General features: G+C 47.1%; 15 protein-coding genes. All 15 read left to right on the top strand.

Annotation, left to right across the window (positions count from 1 at the left end; translation table 11 throughout):
* The first annotated feature begins 80 nt into the window (after positions 1 to 80).
* Complete coding sequence (gene tsf / locus L4D76_RS22065; protein WP_428443031.1) at positions 81 to 926, top strand: translation elongation factor Ts; 846 nt, start codon at positions 81 to 83, stop codon at positions 924 to 926.
* A gap of 91 nt (positions 927 to 1,017) precedes the next feature.
* Entirely contained in the window at positions 1,018 to 1,746 is a 729-nt protein-coding gene (gene pyrH / locus L4D76_RS22060) for a UMP kinase (protein ID WP_428443030.1), read from the top strand.
* 86 nt (positions 1,747 to 1,832) lie between these two features.
* Positions 1,833 to 2,390 carry a ribosome recycling factor gene (gene frr, locus L4D76_RS22055; protein ID WP_428443029.1) on the top strand — a complete coding sequence of 186 codons (558 nt, stop codon included), beginning with the start codon at positions 1,833 to 1,835 and terminating at the stop codon, positions 2,388 to 2,390.
* 96 nt (positions 2,391 to 2,486) lie between these two features.
* Positions 2,487 to 3,251: an undecaprenyl pyrophosphate synthase gene (gene uppS / locus L4D76_RS22050; RefSeq protein ID WP_428443028.1), complete on the top strand. Its 765-nt coding sequence runs from the start codon at positions 2,487 to 2,489 to the stop codon at positions 3,249 to 3,251.
* A 121-nt stretch (positions 3,252 to 3,372) separates the two neighbouring features.
* Positions 3,373 to 4,221, top strand: a complete 849-nt coding sequence (locus L4D76_RS22045) for a phosphatidate cytidylyltransferase (RefSeq protein ID WP_428443027.1) — start codon at positions 3,373 to 3,375, stop codon at positions 4,219 to 4,221.
* Between the two features lie 62 nt (positions 4,222 to 4,283).
* Positions 4,284 to 5,480, top strand: coding sequence for a 1-deoxy-D-xylulose-5-phosphate reductoisomerase (ispC, locus tag L4D76_RS22040; protein WP_428443026.1), 1,197 nt, complete (start codon positions 4,284 to 4,286; stop codon positions 5,478 to 5,480).
* The gene (gene rseP / locus L4D76_RS22035) at positions 5,477 to 6,832 is read left to right on the top strand and encodes a sigma E protease regulator RseP (protein WP_428443025.1); all 1,356 of its coding nucleotides are present in this window, start codon (positions 5,477 to 5,479) and stop codon (positions 6,830 to 6,832) included. The genes ispC and rseP overlap by 4 nt, the downstream gene beginning before the upstream one ends.
* A 36-nt stretch (positions 6,833 to 6,868) precedes the next feature.
* Entirely contained in the window at positions 6,869 to 9,289 is a 2,421-nt protein-coding gene (gene bamA / locus L4D76_RS22030) for an outer membrane protein assembly factor BamA (protein ID WP_428443024.1), read from the top strand.
* Between the two features lie 18 nt (positions 9,290 to 9,307).
* Positions 9,308 to 9,817, top strand: coding sequence for an OmpH family outer membrane protein (locus tag L4D76_RS22025; RefSeq protein ID WP_428443023.1), 510 nt, complete (start codon positions 9,308 to 9,310; stop codon positions 9,815 to 9,817).
* Positions 9,818 to 9,917: 100 nt separating this feature from the next.
* The gene (gene lpxD, locus L4D76_RS22020) at positions 9,918 to 10,943 is read left to right on the top strand and encodes a UDP-3-O-(3-hydroxymyristoyl)glucosamine N-acyltransferase (protein ID WP_428443022.1); all 1,026 of its coding nucleotides are present in this window, start codon (positions 9,918 to 9,920) and stop codon (positions 10,941 to 10,943) included.
* A 126-nt stretch (positions 10,944 to 11,069) separates the two neighbouring features.
* On the top strand, positions 11,070 to 11,522 hold the full coding sequence (gene fabZ, locus L4D76_RS22015) for a 3-hydroxyacyl-ACP dehydratase FabZ (protein WP_428443021.1): 453 nt from the start codon (positions 11,070 to 11,072) through the stop codon (positions 11,520 to 11,522).
* The gene (lpxA, locus tag L4D76_RS22010; RefSeq protein ID WP_428443020.1) at positions 11,522 to 12,310 is read left to right on the top strand and encodes an acyl-ACP--UDP-N-acetylglucosamine O-acyltransferase; all 789 of its coding nucleotides are present in this window, start codon (positions 11,522 to 11,524) and stop codon (positions 12,308 to 12,310) included. The genes fabZ and lpxA overlap by 1 nt, the downstream gene beginning before the upstream one ends.
* A 1-nt stretch (position 12,311) precedes the next feature.
* Positions 12,312 to 13,469 carry a lipid-A-disaccharide synthase gene (gene lpxB / locus L4D76_RS22005; RefSeq protein ID WP_428443019.1) on the top strand — a complete coding sequence of 386 codons (1,158 nt, stop codon included), beginning with the start codon at positions 12,312 to 12,314 and terminating at the stop codon, positions 13,467 to 13,469.
* A 10-nt stretch (positions 13,470 to 13,479) separates the two neighbouring features.
* The gene (gene rnhB / locus L4D76_RS22000; RefSeq protein ID WP_428443018.1) at positions 13,480 to 14,085 is read left to right on the top strand and encodes a ribonuclease HII; all 606 of its coding nucleotides are present in this window, start codon (positions 13,480 to 13,482) and stop codon (positions 14,083 to 14,085) included.
* 124 nt (positions 14,086 to 14,209) lie between these two features.
* On the top strand, positions 14,210 to 17,686 hold the full coding sequence (gene dnaE, locus L4D76_RS21995; RefSeq protein ID WP_428443040.1) for a DNA polymerase III subunit alpha: 3,477 nt from the start codon (positions 14,210 to 14,212) through the stop codon (positions 17,684 to 17,686).
* Position 17,687 lies beyond the last annotated feature (1 nt).

The raw sequence follows: 17,687 nt of genomic DNA, 5'->3' as shown, positions 1-17,687 counted from the left end.
GTGTAAACTAAGTATGGTTAACAGGGGCCGCTAACAGGCCCCTGATTTTTATACCGAGTATTAAAACTGAGGATATAACAATGGCAACAGTTACAGCTGCCCTAGTTAAAGAACTGCGCGAACGTACTGGCGCAGGCATGATGGATTGTAAAAAAGCGCTTGTCGAAGCTAACGCTGACATCGAGCTAGCGATTGAGAACATGCGTAAGAGCGGTGCTGCAAAGGCTGCTAAAAAAGCGGGCCGTGTTGCTGCTGAAGGTACAATCCTGGTTAAAGAAGAAGGCGGCGTTGCTGCAATTCTTGAAGTTAACTGTGAGACTGATTTCGTAGCTAAAGATGCTAACTTCCTGGCATTCGCTAATACTGTTCTAGACGCTGCACTAGCTGAAAAGCTAGACACTGCTGCTGTACAAGCAAAATTCGAAGCAGAGCGTGCAACGCTAGTTGCTAAAATCGGTGAGAACATCAGCGTTCGTCGTGTTGAGTTCATCGAAGGCGCTAAAGTCGGTTCTTACCGTCACGGTAACCGTATCGCTGTTGTTGTTGCTTCTGATGCAGATGCAGAAACAATCAAGCAAGTTGCAATGCACATTGCGGCATCTAAGCCTGAGTTCGTAACTCCTGAAGATGTACCAGCTGACGTTGTTGCTAAAGAAAAGCAAATCCAGATCGATATCGCTATCCAATCTGGCAAGCCAGCTGAAATCGCAGAGAAAATGGTTGTTGGCCGCATGAAGAAATTCACCGGCGAAGTTTCTCTGACAGGTCAGGCATTCATCATGGATCCAGCACAAACTGTTGGTCAAATGCTGAAAGAAAAAGGCGCTACAGTAACTAACTTCATCCGTTTCGAAGTTGGCGAAGGTATCGAGAAAGCGAAAGAAATGAGCTTCGCAGAAGAAGTAGCAGCTGTTCAGAAGGGTTAATCCTTCGCACAAGAACTTCAAAGACCGTAGCCTAGGCTGCGGTCTTTTTACAACTCCATATCTCTTTAGTTAAGCCTGGAAGGTAATACGCATGACCACAAACCCTAAACCGACTTATCAACGCATTTTGCTCAAACTTAGTGGTGAAGCACTACAGGGCAACGAAGGTTTTGGCATTGACGCACAAGTTCTTGACCGTATGGCTCAGGAAATCAAGGAACTCGTTGAATTAGGCGTGCAGGTAGGCCTTGTTATTGGTGGTGGTAACTTGTTCCGTGGTGCGGGTCTTGCTGAAGCGGGTATGAACCGAGTTGTGGGCGACCACATGGGTATGCTAGCCACGGTAATGAATGGTTTGGCAATGCGTGATGCATTGCATCGTGCCTATGTGAACGCTCGAGTGATGTCTGCAATTCCATTAAACGGTGTGTGCGACAGCTATAACTGGGCAGAAGCTATCAGCCAGCTGCGTCAGGGCCGTGTAGTGATTTTCGCTGCCGGTACCGGTAACCCTTTCTTTACTACCGACTCAGCTGCATGTCTTCGCGGTATTGAAATCGAAGCAGAAGTAGTATTGAAAGCAACGAAAGTTGATGGCGTATATACTGATGATCCAGTTAAAAACCCAGATGCTGTTCTTTGTGATAAGCTTGGCTATAAAGATGTTCTTGAAAAAGAACTAAAAGTGATGGACTTAGCTGCGTTTACACTTGCTCGTGACCATGGCATGCCAATTCGTGTGTTTAACATGAATAAGCCAGGTGCGCTTCGCCGTGTGGTGATGGGTGAGCAAGAAGGCACTTTGATTTCAAATAGCTAGGTTTCTAACGACTAAGATTTCGAACGACTAATTCAGGATGGGGCGGCTTTGCCTCTACTTTGACCGAATAATCAAGGGAACTAATTGTGATTAACGAAATTCAACAAGATGCGCAAGTGCGCATGCAAAAGAGCGTTGATGCGCTAAAAAATCAACTGGCTAAAGTGCGTACTGGTCGTGCACACCCAAGCTTGCTGGATACTATTTACGTAGAATACTACGGTGCTAATACACCGCTTAAGCAACTGGCAAACGTTGTTGCTGAAGATTCACGTACGTTATCAATCACGGTATTTGATCGTGAGCTAGCGCCTAAAGTTGAAAAAGCGATCATGATGTCTGACTTGGGTCTGAACCCAATGTCAGCAGGTACGACGATTCGTGTTCCTCTTCCTCCGCTGACAGAAGAGCGTCGTCGTGATCTGGTTAAGATCGTACGTAAGGAAGCCGAGCAGGCACGTGTTGCGATTCGTAATATCCGTCGTGATGCGAATGCTGACATTAAAGCGCTGCTTAAAGACAAAGAAATCTCTGAAGATGATGATCGTCGCTCTCAAGATGAAATTCAGAAGCTGACAGACGTAGCCGTTAAGAATATTGACGCTGTGCTTGAAGCGAAAGAAAAAGAGCTGATGGAAGTTTAAGACGCTTGACGTAAGTCCTAGCGGCATCAAAGATTAGCTTTATGAGACTTAAAGCGCTGTGCGTGCAGTACGGCGCTTTTTTTTTGAGGGAAATGTATGGCAGAGCATACAATCGAAACTGCACTTTCTGTGGACTGTTTACCGAAGCACGTAGCCGTGATTATGGACGGCAATGGTCGGTGGGCAAAAGCGAAGGGCAAGACTCGAGTGTTTGGCCATAAGGCTGGTGTTGAAGCAGTACGTAAAACCGTCTCCACGGCTAACCGACTTGGTGTCAAGGTGCTGACTTTATTCGCTTTTAGTAGTGAGAATTGGCGTCGACCGGAAGACGAAGTGTCACTGTTAATGCAGCTATTCATGACAGTATTAGGTCGTGAAGTTAAACGCTTGCACAAGAACAACATTCAGTTACGCGTCATCGGTGATAAAAGTCGATTCAGCCGCCGCCTGCAAGACAAGATAACAGCGGCAGAAGTCTTAACGGCAAGCAATACCGGGTTGGTATTGAATATTGCCGCTAACTATGGCGGTCAGTGGGATATCTTGCAAGCGACTAAACGGTTGGCTCAGCAAGTTGCCGATCAAAACCTGACGGTTGAAGAGATCACGGAAGATATGATAGCCGCCGGAATGTCGACTGCCGATCAGCCAGATGTCGATCTCATGATCCGTACCAGTGGCGAATGTCGCATTAGTAACTTTATGTTATGGCAAGCGGCTTATGCTGAGTTGTATTTTACAGAGCAGCTCTGGCCGGATTTCGATGAAGAAAGCTTTGCCAATGCCATAGCATGGTTCGTGAACCGTGAGCGCCGTTTTGGCTGCACGGGTGAACAGATTCAAGCTTTATTACAAGAATAACCATTATTCAGCAAAATGCGTTTTTTATCATAAAGCGCATTGATTAAGATAGCTGCACATTGAACAGCTACAAGTAGGCTGAAATAGTGATAAAACAAATGATAAAACGAGAGGACGCAGCTTGCTAAAGCAACGTATTATTACCGCCTTAATCCTCGCGCCGTTAGTGATTGCAGGGATTTTTCTACTACCTTTCTCTGCCTTTGTAATTGCTTTAGCGGCGATTACCATGATCGGTTTTTGGGAATGGACACAATTTGTTGACGCTAAATCGCGTATGGCTGCCATGGTGGTGCCTGCGATTACACTATGCTTGACCTTAGTGGCGATACCGTCTGACGTTACGGCACTATCAGCATTAGCCGAATCACACCATATAATGTTACTTGTTGGTGGTATTTGGTGGCTAATTGCATCTACCTTAGCAATAACTTACCCGTCGAGTGCCAAACTTTGGATCAAAGCCCCTTCTTTAAAATACCTTTTTGGCTTGCTTACCTTAATCCCATTCTTCTGGGGTATCTTGATGCTCCGCGCCGTTAACTATGTCGAAAATCCATACCATGGCGCAAAATTAGTGTTGTTAGTTTGTTTTCTGGTTTGGTCTGCAGATTCTGGTGCATACTTCTCAGGTAAGCGTTTTGGTAAACATAAAATGGCCCCCGCGGTTAGCCCGAATAAAACCATTGAAGGTTTAATCGGCGGTGCTGCATTGGCTCTGCTAGTAACATGGGGTGGGGCTGCAATGATGGATATTCCGTTTACCAGCCTGGGTGGACTGTTTGTTATTGCCATTATTACTGTTATCGCTTCTGTTTTAGGCGATCTGGTCGAGAGTATGTTTAAGCGTGCCTCAGGTATCAAAGATAGTGGTAATATCTTGCCTGGTCATGGCGGCATTCTTGATCGTATCGACAGCCTGACAGCAGCCCTTCCTGTTTTTGCTTTATTGTATCTTTGGTTACTATAAGCAATGTCATATAGTGGGCAGCGGTTCTCAGGCTGCCCTTCATAGCTGAATTAAGTGATTTTATGCGTAAGTTAACGATTCTTGGTGCTACGGGTTCAATCGGAAGCAGTACGCTGGCCGTCGCAGCACAAAACCCACATTTGTTTAATGTCGTTGCTTTGGCTGCAGGTTCAAATAGCCAGAAAATGTTTGAGTTATGCTGTACCTGGAAGCCAAAATATGCCGCGATGGCGTCGCCGCAAGCGGCAGCAGAATTGTCAGAATTACTTAAGCAGCATGGCATAGATACTGAGGTCTTCGCTGGTGAAGATGGCCTGTGTCAGGTCGCCGCGCTTGATGAAGTGGATACCGTCATGGCCGCAATTGTCGGTGCTGCGGGCTTGCTGCCAACCATGTCGGGGGTCAGGGCGGGCAAGCGTATTTTGCTGGCGAATAAAGAAGCCCTGGTGATGTCGGGGCAGATGTTCATTGATGCCTGTGAGCAGTCCGGCGCTGAGTTGTTACCGGTTGATAGCGAGCACAATGCGATCTTCCAGTGTTTGCCGGCTGAAATACAGCAAGCAATGGGCCGTTGCGATCTCGACAAGCACGGTATCAGTAAAATTATATTAACCGGCTCCGGCGGGCCTTTCCGCTATACTGAGGTGTCAGAATTATCAGCGGTGACACCAGAGATGGCAATAGCCCATCCTAATTGGTCCATGGGACCAAAAATCTCTGTTGATTCCGCCACCATGATGAACAAAGGGCTGGAGTACATTGAAGCTCGCTGGCTGTTCAATGCGTCCCGTGAGCAACTGCAAGTGATCATTCATCCGCAATCTGTTATTCATTCGATGGTGCAGTATAAAGATGGCTCAGTACTGGCACAGATGGGCTTGCCGGATATGCAAACCCCGATCGCTTGTGCAATGTCCTATCCTGAAAGAGTAGATGCGGGTGTCGCCCCACTGGATTTTAGCAAGGTCGGTGAGTTTACCTTCCTGCAACCGGATTATTCCCGATACCCATGTCTGAAGCTGGCGATAGATGCCTGCTACGAAGGTCAGGCGGCAACAACAGCTCTGAATGCAGCTAATGAAGTCGCGGTAGCTGCATTTTTGAATAAGCAGATTACTTTTACCGATATCGCCCATATTAATGCGCATGTTCTCGAGTCAGCTCAAATGACAGTACCCGCGGACTTGGAAAGCGTGATTGAGCTGGATAAGATGGCCCGAATGTTGGCTCAGAAAGTGATTCAGAAGGTATCAGTATGATGGGATTTTTATGGAACTTTGGTGCATTTCTCCTTGCATTAGGCATTTTGATTGCCGCTCACGAGTTCGGTCACTTCTGGGTAGCCCGTCGATGCGGTGTTTACATCGAGCGCTTCTCTATCGGTTTTGGCAAATCTCTGTGGAGTAAAGTGGGTAAAGACGGTACGGAATATACCCTGGCCATGATCCCGTTAGGGGGGTATGTCAAGATGCTTGATGGGCGTGTTGATGAGGTGCCAGATGACAGAAAACACTTAGCATTCAATAATAAAACTTTGTGGCAGCGTAGTGCTATTGTCGCTGCAGGGCCGATTGCGAACTTTCTTTTTGCCATTGTTGCTTATTGGGTTGTCTACCTGATTGGGGTGCCCGCCGTGCGCCCGGTGATCGGTGAGGTTGCCCCGCAGTCGATTGCAGCAGAAGCAGGAATTCGCACAGGAATGGAACTTAAATCCATTTCAGGAATCAAAACCGCTGATTGGGAATCTGCTAATATGGCAATGATTTCTCATATTGGTGATAAAGAAATGGTTATCACGGTCACTGAACCCGATGCAGAGTATGAAGTTCAGCGCACTTTAGACCTGACGGGATGGTCTTTTGACCCTGAAAGTGAGCGGATACTGACAACCTTAGGGATCACACCCTATTCACCGCCAATTACCCTTTCTATCTCACAACTTGTTGATGATGGAGCAGCAATTGCTGCAGGTTTAAGGTTAAATGATAAGATTGTTGCCATCGATAATGCGCCTATTGTGAAATGGGAAGAGGTTGTCGAGGCAGTGCGTTCAAAACCGGATCAATCTATGCTGGTTGAAGTCGAGCGTGAAGGTGAGCGTGTTACGCTAACCCTTACTCCGGCAGTAAAAAAACTGGCTAATGGGGATATGATTGGTTACGCAGGTTTTGCACCTAAGGTGGAAGCCTGGCCTGAATCATATCGGATCAATTTGCAGTTTGGCCCGTTAGAAGCGGTGAGTAAAGCCGTTGAGAAAACCTGGCGACTAACCACCTTAACCTTTGATATGGTTGGCAAGTTGGTGACGGGTGATATTGCAATTAAGAATTTAAGTGGCCCAATATCGATTGCGAAAGGGGCAGGGATGACAGCCGATTACGGGATAGTCTATTTCCTTGGCTTTTTGGCTCTGATAAGTGTCAATTTGGGCATAGTTAACTTGTTACCGCTTCCCGTGTTAGACGGTGGACATTTGCTGTTTTTTGCAATTGAAGCGATAACTCGTCGTCCTGTTTCTGAACGAGTTCAGGATATTGGCTATAGAGTGGGATCAGCCATTTTGGTTGCGTTAATGGCCGTTGCGCTATTCAATGATTTTACCCGCCTTTAATAAATGCGTTTTTAGCAAGGAATAATTAGAACAGTAATGGCGATAAAAAATCTGTTGGCCGCATCACTTTTGCTTGGTAGCAGTGTTGCGCAGAGCGCGGAACAATTTGTAGTTGATGATATTCGCTTTGAAGGCCTTCAGCGTGTCACATTAGGTGCTGCATTGTTAAAAATGCCAGTCCGTGTAGGTGATAGCGTTGATGATCGGGATGTGGCAGAAATTATTCAGGCTCTTTTTGCTTCCGGCAATTTTGAAGATATCAAAGTCTTTCGTGATGGAAATGCGATTTTAATTAACGTATTAGAGCGTCCGACTATTGCCAATATTACATTTTCTGGTAACAAAGCAATTAAGGACGAGCAACTCACTGAAAACTTAGACGCGTCTAATCTTCGGATGGGTGAAGCGCTCGATCGGACGACGCTAAGTAAGATAGAGAAAGGCTTAGAAGATTTCTATTATAGCGTTGGTAAATACAACGCCAGCGTAAAAGCAGTTGTCACTCCACTGCCTCGTAACCGTGCAGACTTGAAGTTTGTGTTTACCGAAGGCGTCTCGGCCAAGATCCAGCAAATTAATGTTATTGGTAATGAAGTCTTTAGCGATGACGAGCTGAAAGACAAATTCAACCTTCAGGCAGAAGTGCCGTGGTGGAATTTCCTCGCGGATGAAAAATACCAAAAGCAGGTATTGGCAGGTGACTTGGAAGCACTTCGTTCGCAATATCTGAATAACGGGTATCTGAAATATAAATTAGAATCGACTCAGGTTGCTATTTCACCGGACAAGAAAGGTGTTTATATCACCCTCAAAATCAATGAAGGTGAGCAGTATCGTGTAAAAGGTGTGAAATTCCGAGGCGAACTGGTTGATCGTGACAGTGAATTCGACAAGCTGGTGACGTTTAAGTCTAATGATATTTATAACGGCGCTCAGGTAACAACACTGGAAGAAACGGTGAAGCGCAAACTGGGTGAATCTGGTTATGCCTACCCGCAAGTGACCACGATCCCTGACTTTGATGACGAGAACAAAGAAGTTTCACTGCTGGTGAACGTTGAACCGGGTAAACGTATCTACGTGCGTAATATCCAGTTCTCTGGTAACACATCGACCAAAGATGAAGTATTACGTCGTGAAATGCGTCAGATGGAAGGTAGCTGGCTGAACTCTAAATCGGTCGAGCGTGGTAAAGATCGCCTGAACCGAACCGGTTTTTTCGAAACCGTCGACGTACAAACAGTGCGTGTGCCGGGCTCTGAAGATCAGGTTGATGTTAAATACGTCGTGAAAGAATCGAATGCCGGTAGTATTAACTTCGGTGTTGGTTTCGGTACGGAATCGGGGATCAGCTTCCAGGCCGGTATTCAGCAGGATAACTTCTTAGGTACCGGTAATCGTTTTGGCATTAATGCCATGATGAACGATTACCAGAAAAACGTTAGCCTGGAATATCGCGACCCGTACTTCACCCTCGATGGGGTTAGCTTAGGCGGTAAAATTTACTACAACGAGTTTGAAGCCTCTGATGCCAACATTTCGGACTATACCAACCAGAGTTATGGTACCAGCCTGACCTGGGGCTTCCCGTTTGATGAGCTGAACTTCTTCGAATTTGGCCTGGGTTATGATCACAACAAGATCTCGAACACCCAAGAATACTACCAGATTGAGAAGTTTAAGAAGATCCATGGCTTCGACCGTGGTGAGAACATTATCGAACTGGATGATTTCGACTGGTCAGTCTCCTGGACGCGTAATAACCTCAACCGGGGTTATTTCCCAACGGCGGGTAACCATCAGCGGGCGTCGTTCCGAATGACCGTTCCGGGATCTGATGCGCAGTATTTCAAGACTCAGTATGATGTACGCCAGTACTTTGCATTAAATGAAGGGCATGATTTCAGCCTGTTATTACGTGGTCGCTTAGGTTACGGTAACGGCTACGGCAGCACTGATAACGGAAGTGATCATCTGCTACCATTTTATGAGAACTTCTACGCGGGTGGTTTCAGTACCATGCGCGGTTTCCGATCCAATACGGTGGGGCCAAAAGCCGTTTATGTCGAAGGCTGTAGTACAGGCAGTTCGATTGGTGGCAACAATAATTGTGCGACGGGTACGGATGATGCGGCCGGTGGTAACGCGGTTGCGTTAGCCAGTGTTGAGCTGATTGTACCGACCCCCTTTGCCTCAGACGAAGTGCGTAACCAGATCCGGACCAGTGTGTTTGTTGATGCCGGTACAGTCTGGGATACCGAGTATGATTTAAAAGACAATGATGGCTCTTTTTTGCATGACTACTCTGATCCATCATTAATTCGTGCGTCATATGGTGCAGCACTGCAGTGGATGTCACCAATGGGACCACTCGTATTCTCGATTGCTCGTCCGCTCAAGAAATACGACGGTGATGACGAAGAGTTCTTCACATTCACTATTGGACGAACATTCTAATCTTTAAGGAGAAGCCTTTTGAAACAGTGGATTAAAGCGGCAAGTCTTAGCCTGGTTATTCTTTCATCATCCATGTATGCTCATGCAGCAGAAGCAGCCCAGAAAGTGGGTTATGTTGCAACGGGTCAGGCGATGGCTCAGCTTGCTAAGCGCTACAATGTGCCAGAGAAGCTCCGTAAAGAGTTTAAAGATCGCATTGATGAGCTTCGTGGTCTGGAAGGGCGCATGAAGACGAAAGTTGAAAAAATGAAGCGTGACGGCGAACTAATGAGTGCGAGTGATCGTACTAAGATCCAGCGTGAATTAGCCTCTTTAGATTCAAACTACAAACTGAAAGCGAAAGCACTTCAGGAAGATCAGCGTCGTCGTGGTCAGGAAGAAGAGCAGAAACTGGTTATGAAAATTCGTCAGGCAATCCAAGCGGTAGCAAAGAAAGAAGGCTACGATCTGGTTGTTGACGCGCAAGCTGTTCTTTACGCAAACCCGAAAGATGACCTGTCTGCTAAGGTTATTTCTGCAGTAAAATAAGCAACGTATAATCTAATGGCCGCTTTTCATAGTGATAAGTGGCCGTTAGAGCGCCACAGCCACCTTGCGTGGCTGTAGTTACAAAAGAATAAGGTAAATAATGACTGGTATTACTCTTGCTGAATTAGCGGATAAACTGGGTGCAGAGCTGCATGGCGAAGGCTCTGTTGAGATTCAATCAATTGCCGGCATGGAAACAGCAGGGGAAGGACAAATCACGTTCTTGTCTGCCAGTAAGTACCGTAAACACCTGTCAGGGTGTCAAGCTTCAGCCGTGATGTTGAAAGAAGCGGATTTGCCTTACTTTGAAGGCAATGCGCTGGTACTGAATGATCCTTACCTGGGTTATGCCTTGGTGGCGCAATTATTGGATACAACCCCAGCATCTGCTGTGAGCATTGCACCTTCTGCATACGTGGCAGACGATGCAATCATCGGTGAAGGCGTTGCCATCGGTCATAATGCCGTGATTGAATCAGGCGTAAAAATCGGGGCAAACACTCAGATTGGTGCGGGTTGCTTTATCGGTAAAAATGCAGAAATCGGTGCCGACAGCAAGCTATGGGCAAACGTGACCATTTATCATGATGTGGTATTGGGTTCACAGTGTTTAGTGCAATCGAGCACTGTCATTGGTGCTGATGGTTTTGGTTATGCGAATGACAAAGGCGAGTGGGTGAAGATCCCGCAGTTGGGTTCTGTTCGTATTGGTAACCGTGTGGAAATCGGTGCGTGTACTACGATTGACCGTGGTGCACTGGATGACACGATTATCGAAGACAATGTCATCCTCGACAACCAAATGCAGATCGCCCATAACGTGCAGATCGGATATGGTTCGGCCATGGCCGGTGGTACTATTGTCGCAGGCAGTACTAAAATAGGTAAATACTGTATTATCGGCGGTGGATCTGTAGTGAACGGTCATATTGAGATCGCAGATGGCGTGACGATTACCGGTATGGGCATGGTGATGCGCAGCATTGAAGAGAAAGGTATGTTCTCTTCCGGTATCCCCTTACAGCCGAACAAAGAATGGCGTAAAACCGCTGCGCGTGTCATGAAGATTGACGAGATGAATAAACGTCTTAAATCCGTTGAAAAAAAACTGGATGAGAGCAACTAAGTAATCTTCAGTAGAGCCCGCTGAACAGGCCTGCGCATGCGTAGGCCGTTTTGCGTTTTACCTGTACGGTATTTTAAATAATTTTTCATAGGCGCTAAGCTGCCTATTTTGAACAGGAATTTAGTTTTGACTAGCGAAAACAAAACGCTAAATATCACAGAGATTCAAGAGCTTCTTCCTCATCGTTACCCGTTCTTAATGATTGATCGAGTAACTGATTATGATGAGGGTAAGACCTTAACCGCAATTAAGAATGTTTCCGTAAACGAACCTCAGTTTACCGGCCATTTTCCAAAGATGCCGATCTTCCCTGGTGTGATGATCCTGGAAGCAATGGCACAGGCGACGGGTCTTCTGGCATTCAAAACCTTTGGTGCGCCAACTGAAAATGAGCTGTATTACTTTGCGAGCATTGATAAGGCAAAATTCCGTAAGCCTGTTGTTCCTGGTGATCAACTGGTGATCGAAGTTGAATTCCTGAAAGAACGCCGCGGCATTGCTATGTTTAATGGTGTAGCAAAAGTTGATGGCGAAGTGGTTTGCTCTGCTGAGCTTAAATGCGCAAGACGAGAATTCTAATGATCCACGAAACTGCAAACATTCACCCATCTGCAGTTGTTGAAGATGGGGTTAAAATTGGCGCGAACGTAAAAGTTGGTCCATTTAGCTATATTGGTACTGACGTTGAAATCGGCGAAGGCACTGAGATCATGTCGCACGTTGTGGTGAAAGGCCCGACCAAGATTGGTCGTGAGAACCGTATTTTCCAGTTCGCTTCCATCGGCGAAGAGTGCCAGGACCTGAAATATGCCGGCGAGCCGACCCGTTTGGAAATTGGTGATCGCAACACGATTCGTGAAAGCGTAACCATGCACCGTGGTACAACCCAGGATAATGGCATTACCAAAGTGGGTAACGATAATCTGTTCATGATTAATACTCACGTTGCCCATGACTGCGTGATTGGCGACCGTTGTATCTTTGCCAACAATGCGACTCTGGCCGGGCACGTCACTATCGGTGATCATGCCATCATTGGTGGTATCTCGGCTATTCACCAGTTCTGCACCATCGGTGCACACTGTATGCTGGGTGGTGGCTCGATTGTGGTAAAAGATGTGCCTCCATATGTGATGGCGCAGGGCAACCACTGCGCGCCTTTCGGCATTAATGTCGAAGGCCTGAAACGCCGCGGCTTTGAAAAGACTGAGATCAAAGCGATTCGTGCGGTGTATAAAGAGCTTTACCGTTCAGGGAAAACCCTGGCGGAAGTGAAGCCGGTGATTGAAGATATAGCCAAAGAGCATAAAGCGGTTGGGCTGTTTACTGAATTCTTCGAAAACTCGACACGCGGTATCATTCGCTAATATGACGAAGCCACTTCGAATAGGAATTGTCGCCGGGGAAATCTCCGGCGATATTTTAGGTGCCGGTTTTATCCGTGCCGTTAAAGCCAAATACCCGGATGCTGAATTTGTTGGCGTTGCTGGTCCCCGTATGGAAGCAGAAGGCTGTGAATCGCTGTTTGATATGGAAGAGCTGGCCGTGATGGGCATTGTGGAAGTGTTAGGTCGCCTGCCACGCTTATTCAAAGTAAAAGCTGAGCTGGTCAAATACTTCTCTGATAACCCGCCCGATGTCTTTGTCGGCATCGATGCGCCTGATTTCAATCTGCGTTTAGAGCTGGATTTGAAACGACAGGGCATTAAAACCGTTCATTATGTCAGTCCATCGGTATGGGCCTGGCGCCAGAAGCGTATTTTCAAAATTGAAGCTGCGACCAATTTGGTTCTGGCTTTCTTGCCTTTCGAAAAAGCGTTTTATGATAAATTCAACGTGCCTTGCGAATTTGTTGGCCACACGATGGCCGATGCGATCCCTTTGCAAACCGATCAACATGCTGCACGCGAGTTACTCAACCTCAATGACAGTCGTTATAGCGCGACGAAACGGTGGTTAGCCGTACTGCCAGGCAGTCGTGGCGGTGAAATGGGGATGCTCGCTGCCCCTTTCATTGAAACCTGTAAGCTGCTTAAGCAGAAGCACCCGGATCTTGGTTTTGTGGTGGCGTTGGTGAACCAAAAACGTCGAGAGCAATTTGTACAAGCATGGCAGGAAACCGCGCCAGAGCTGGATTTTGTGCTGGTAGATGATACCGCCCGTAATGTCATGATCGCCTCTGATGTGGTACTGCTGGCATCTGGTACTGTCGCGCTGGAATGTATGTTGGTGAAACGTCCGATGGTGGTTGGCTATAAAGTCAAAGCGCTGACGGCCTGGCTAATGCGGCGGATGCTGAAAACCAAGTATGTATCATTGCCTAATATTTTGGCTGATCAGCAACTTGTGCCTGAGTTACTGCAAGAAGACTGTGTTCCCGAGAAATTATTTGAGCAAGTTGACCATTATTTATCGGCGGATAACTCCGCTTTGATGGCTGAATTTTCTCGTATGCACCAACTAATAAAATGTGATGCTGATAGGCAAGCCGCTCAGGCGGTATTGTCGTTGATTGGTAAAGCTTGAGCTAAGAAAAATGACTAAAGATTTTGAACCGTTCGAATATCCGCAAGCCAACCTGATTGCCGGGGTTGATGAAGTCGGTCGCGGGCCGTTAGTCGGCGCGGTTGTGACGGCCGCGGTGATCCTGGATCCGAATAACCCGATTGAAGGCCTTACGGACTCCAAGAAGCTGAGTGAGAAAAAACGCAACCTGCTGTTTGATGAAATCAAAGAGAAAGCATTAGCTTGGTCACTCGGTCGCTGTGAGCCGGAAGAAATTGATCAGCTCAACATTTTGCAGGCGACCATGGTGGCGATGCAACGTGCCGTTGCGGATCTGTCGGTACAACCTGACTATGTGTTAGTTGATGGTAACAAAATTCCACAGTTGCCGATGGCGGCTCAAGCTGTGGTTAAAGGTGATTTGCGGGTGGCTGAAATCAGTGCTGCATCGATTATCGCCAAAGTAACGCGAGATCGTGAAATGGAAGAGCTTGACGCTTTGCACCCTGAGTATGGTTTTGCCAGGCACAAGGGCTACCCGACCAAAGCGCACTTTGCAGCCTTAGAGCAATATGGTGTTATTGAGCAATACCGTAAGAGTTTTAAACCGGTGAAGCGTATCCTCGGTATAGACTAAGTCGCGACATGCTTTATATTTACAGGGTTAGCAGTGAGTACTGCTAAGTCGTACACGGTGATGATGTTAAGGCTTTAGGCTATAATCATTGCTTCGAATCAAGAACGTATCAAATCTGGTTGTCATGGCTGAACCTCGCTTTATTCATCTTCGTATCCACAGTGACTTCTCTATGGTTGATGGGCTGTCAAAAGTACCGCCATTAGTCAAAAAAGTTGCCGAACTGGGCATGCCGGCAATGGCGCTGACAGACTTCACTAACTTGTGTGGTCTGGTGAAATTCTACTTTGCAGCACATGGTGCCGGAATGAAGCCCATCATTGGTGCTGATTTTAAAGTTCAGTCCGAAGAGCTGGAAAATGAGCTCTGTGATCTGACGATACTGGCCGCCGACAATGACGGTTATCAGAACCTGACCATGCTGATATCGAAAGCGTATCTGCGTGGCCACGTTCAACACAAGCCTGTTATCGATAAAGAATGGTTAGCTGAACATAGCAAAGGACTGATTTTACTATCAGGCCGTTGTGGTGATGTCGGTAAAGCGCTGTTGAAAGGTAACCAGACCATGGTTAACCGCTGCGTCGAGTTTTATCAGACCCATTTTCCGGATAGCTATTATCTTGAGCTGGTACGAACAGGACGCGCCGATGAAGATGTATATCTGCACTTTGCTGTTGAGTTAGCTGAAAAAGCCGGGCTTCCTGTCGTTGCAACTAACGATGTACGTTTCCTTTCATCGGAACAGTTTGAAGCTCATGAAATTCGCGTTTCTATTCATGATGGTTATACGATAGTTGATCCAAACCGGCCTAAGTTATACAGCCCGCAACAGTATTTGCGTACCGAAGAGGAAATGTGTGAGCTGTTCTCAGACATTCCTGAAGCGCTGGCAAATAGTGTTGAAATCGCTAAGCGTTGTAATGTAACCGTTCGTCTGGGTGAATACTTCCTGCCTAACTTCCCAACCGGTGATTTGAGCACAGAAGATTTCTTGGTCGTGAAGTCGCGGGAAGGCTTAGAGCAACGCTTAGCGTTTCTCTTTCCTGATGATGCGGTACGTGCTGAACGCCGTCCTGAATACGACGAACGCCTAGAGATAGAACTCGAAGTGATCAATCAGATGGGGTTCCCCGGTTATTTCCTGATCGTAATGGAGTTTATGCAGTGGTCAAGAGATAACGACGTACCGGTAGGTCCGGGCCGTGGTTCGGGTGCGGGTTCACTGGTGGCTTATGCGTTGGGTATCACCGATCTTGATCCGTTGGAATTTGACTTACTGTTCGAGCGATTCTTGAACCCGGAACGTGTATCCATGCCCGATTTCGATATCGATTTCTGTATGGATAAACGTGATTTGGTTATCGATCACGTCGCGGAAATTTATGGTCGTGATGCGGTCTCGCAGATCATCACTTTTGGTACCATGGCGGCCAAAGCGGTGATCCGTGATGTGGGACGTGTTCTTGGTCACCCATATGGCTTCGTTGATCGTCTTTCAAAACTGATCCCTGCTGAACCGGGTATGACGCTGGCAAAGGCCTTTGATGCGGAACCGCAACTGGGTGAAGCGTATAATGCTGACGAAGAAGTTAAAGCTCTGATTGATATGTGTCGCATTCTTGAAGGTGTGACACGTAATGCCGGTAAACACGCGGGTGGTGTTGTTATTTCACCGACCACGATCACCGATTTTTCCCCGCTGTATTGTGATGCCGAAGGCGCCAACCCGGTTACCCAGTTTGATAAGAATGACGTTGAAACCGCAGGCTTGGTTAAGTTCGACTTCCTGGGTCTGCGAACATTAACCATCATTGACTGGGCACTTGGCCTGATCAACCCCCGTCTTGAAGCGGAAGGCAAAGAGCCGGTTAATATTGCGGCTATTCCAATGGCTGATGCTAAATCGTTCGCCATGTTGCAGCGCTCAGAATCGACCGCGGTATTCCAGTTGGAATCCCGAGGCATGAAAGATCTGATCAAACGTCTTCAGCCCGACAGCTTTGAAGATATGATCGCACTGGTCGCTTTGTTCCGACCTGGACCATTGCAATCGGGCATGGTTGATAACTTTATCGACCGTAAGCATGGCCGTGAGGCGGTCTCTTATCCCGATGAAAAATGGCAACATGAATCGCTGAAAGAGATCCTTGAGCCAACCTACGGCATCATCCTGTATCAGGAACAGGTCATGCAGATAGCTCAGGTTTTAGCGGGCTATACGCTCGGCGGTGCCGATATGCTTCGCCGTGCTATGGGTAAGAAAAAACCTGAAGAGATGGCTAAGCAGCGAACCATTTTTGAAGACGGTGCCATTAAAAACGGGGTTGATGGCGAGCTCTCGATGAAAATCTTTGACCTGGTAGAGAAATTTGCCGGTTATGGTTTTAACAAGTCTCACTCTGCTGCGTATGCATTGGTTTCTTACCAGACGTTATATCTGAAAGCGCACTATCCTGCTGAATTCATGGCGGCAGTAATGACTGCTGATATGGATAACACCGATAAAATTGTCGGCCTGGTGGATGAATGCCATCGGATGAAACTGAAGCTGTTGCCGCCTGATGTCAATAAAGGCCTGTATCGCTTTAATGTCGATGAAAACGGTGCCATTGTTTACGGTATCGGCGCAGTAAAAGGCGTGGGTGAAGGGCCGATTGAAAATATCATTGAAGCGCGTAATAAAGGCGGCCACTTCAAAGATTTGTTCGATTTCTGCGCCAGAATCGATACCAAGAAGGTTAACAAGCGAGTACTTGAGAAGCTGATCAAGTCGGGGGCGATGGATCGTTTAGGCCCTAACCGTGCCACAATGATGGCAACGCTGAACGATGCTATTAAGGCGGCAGGCCAGCACCATCAGGCCGAAGCCTTTGGTCAGGCTGATATGTTCGGTGTACTGACTGCTGCACCGGAAGAGGTAGAGCAGGCCTATTCCAACATTCCTGAATGGCCAGATAAAGTCTGGTTAGAAGGGGAGCGGGAAACCTTAGGGCTGTATTTAACCGGCCACCCGGTTAATGCCTATGTCCCTGAACTGAAGCATTATACAACATGGCGTTTGAAAGATGCCCACCCAACCAGCCGTGATAAAGTGGCGTCTGTGGCGGGGTTGGTGATTGCGGCGCGAGTGATGACCACCAAACGCGGTACCCGTATTGGGCTGATGACATTAGATGATCGTTCGGGCCGGATGGAAGTAATGCTTTTCTCTGATGCGTTAGAACGGTATCTTGATTTGCTGGAAAAAGATAAAATATTAGTGGTTTCCGGACAGGTCAGCTTTGATGATTTCAATGGTGGCCTTAAAATGTCAGCCAGAGAAGTACTGGATATCTCAGAAGCCAGAGAAAAGCACCTGAGAGGTCTTGCTATCTCAGTGACTGAGAAGCAAGTTGATGAACAGTTTTTTGCGCGCTTCAGCCAAGTGCTGGAGCCTCACCGGGCAGGTACAGTACCTGTCAATGTGTATTATCAGCGCTCGAATGCACGTGCCAAACTCACTTTAGGGACAGAATGGCGTATTACGCCAACAGATCAGTTAATTCTTGATCTCAAAGCCTTACTGGGTGAGAAGCAAGTCGAGCTTGAATTTAATTAAT

It is taken from the genome of Photobacterium sagamiensis (assembly GCF_050337085.1).
GTDB lineage: Bacteria > Pseudomonadota > Gammaproteobacteria > Enterobacterales > Vibrionaceae > Photobacterium > Photobacterium sagamiensis.
Note: the sequence above shows the minus strand (reverse complement) of the source record. Positions and strands in the feature narration are given on the sequence as shown.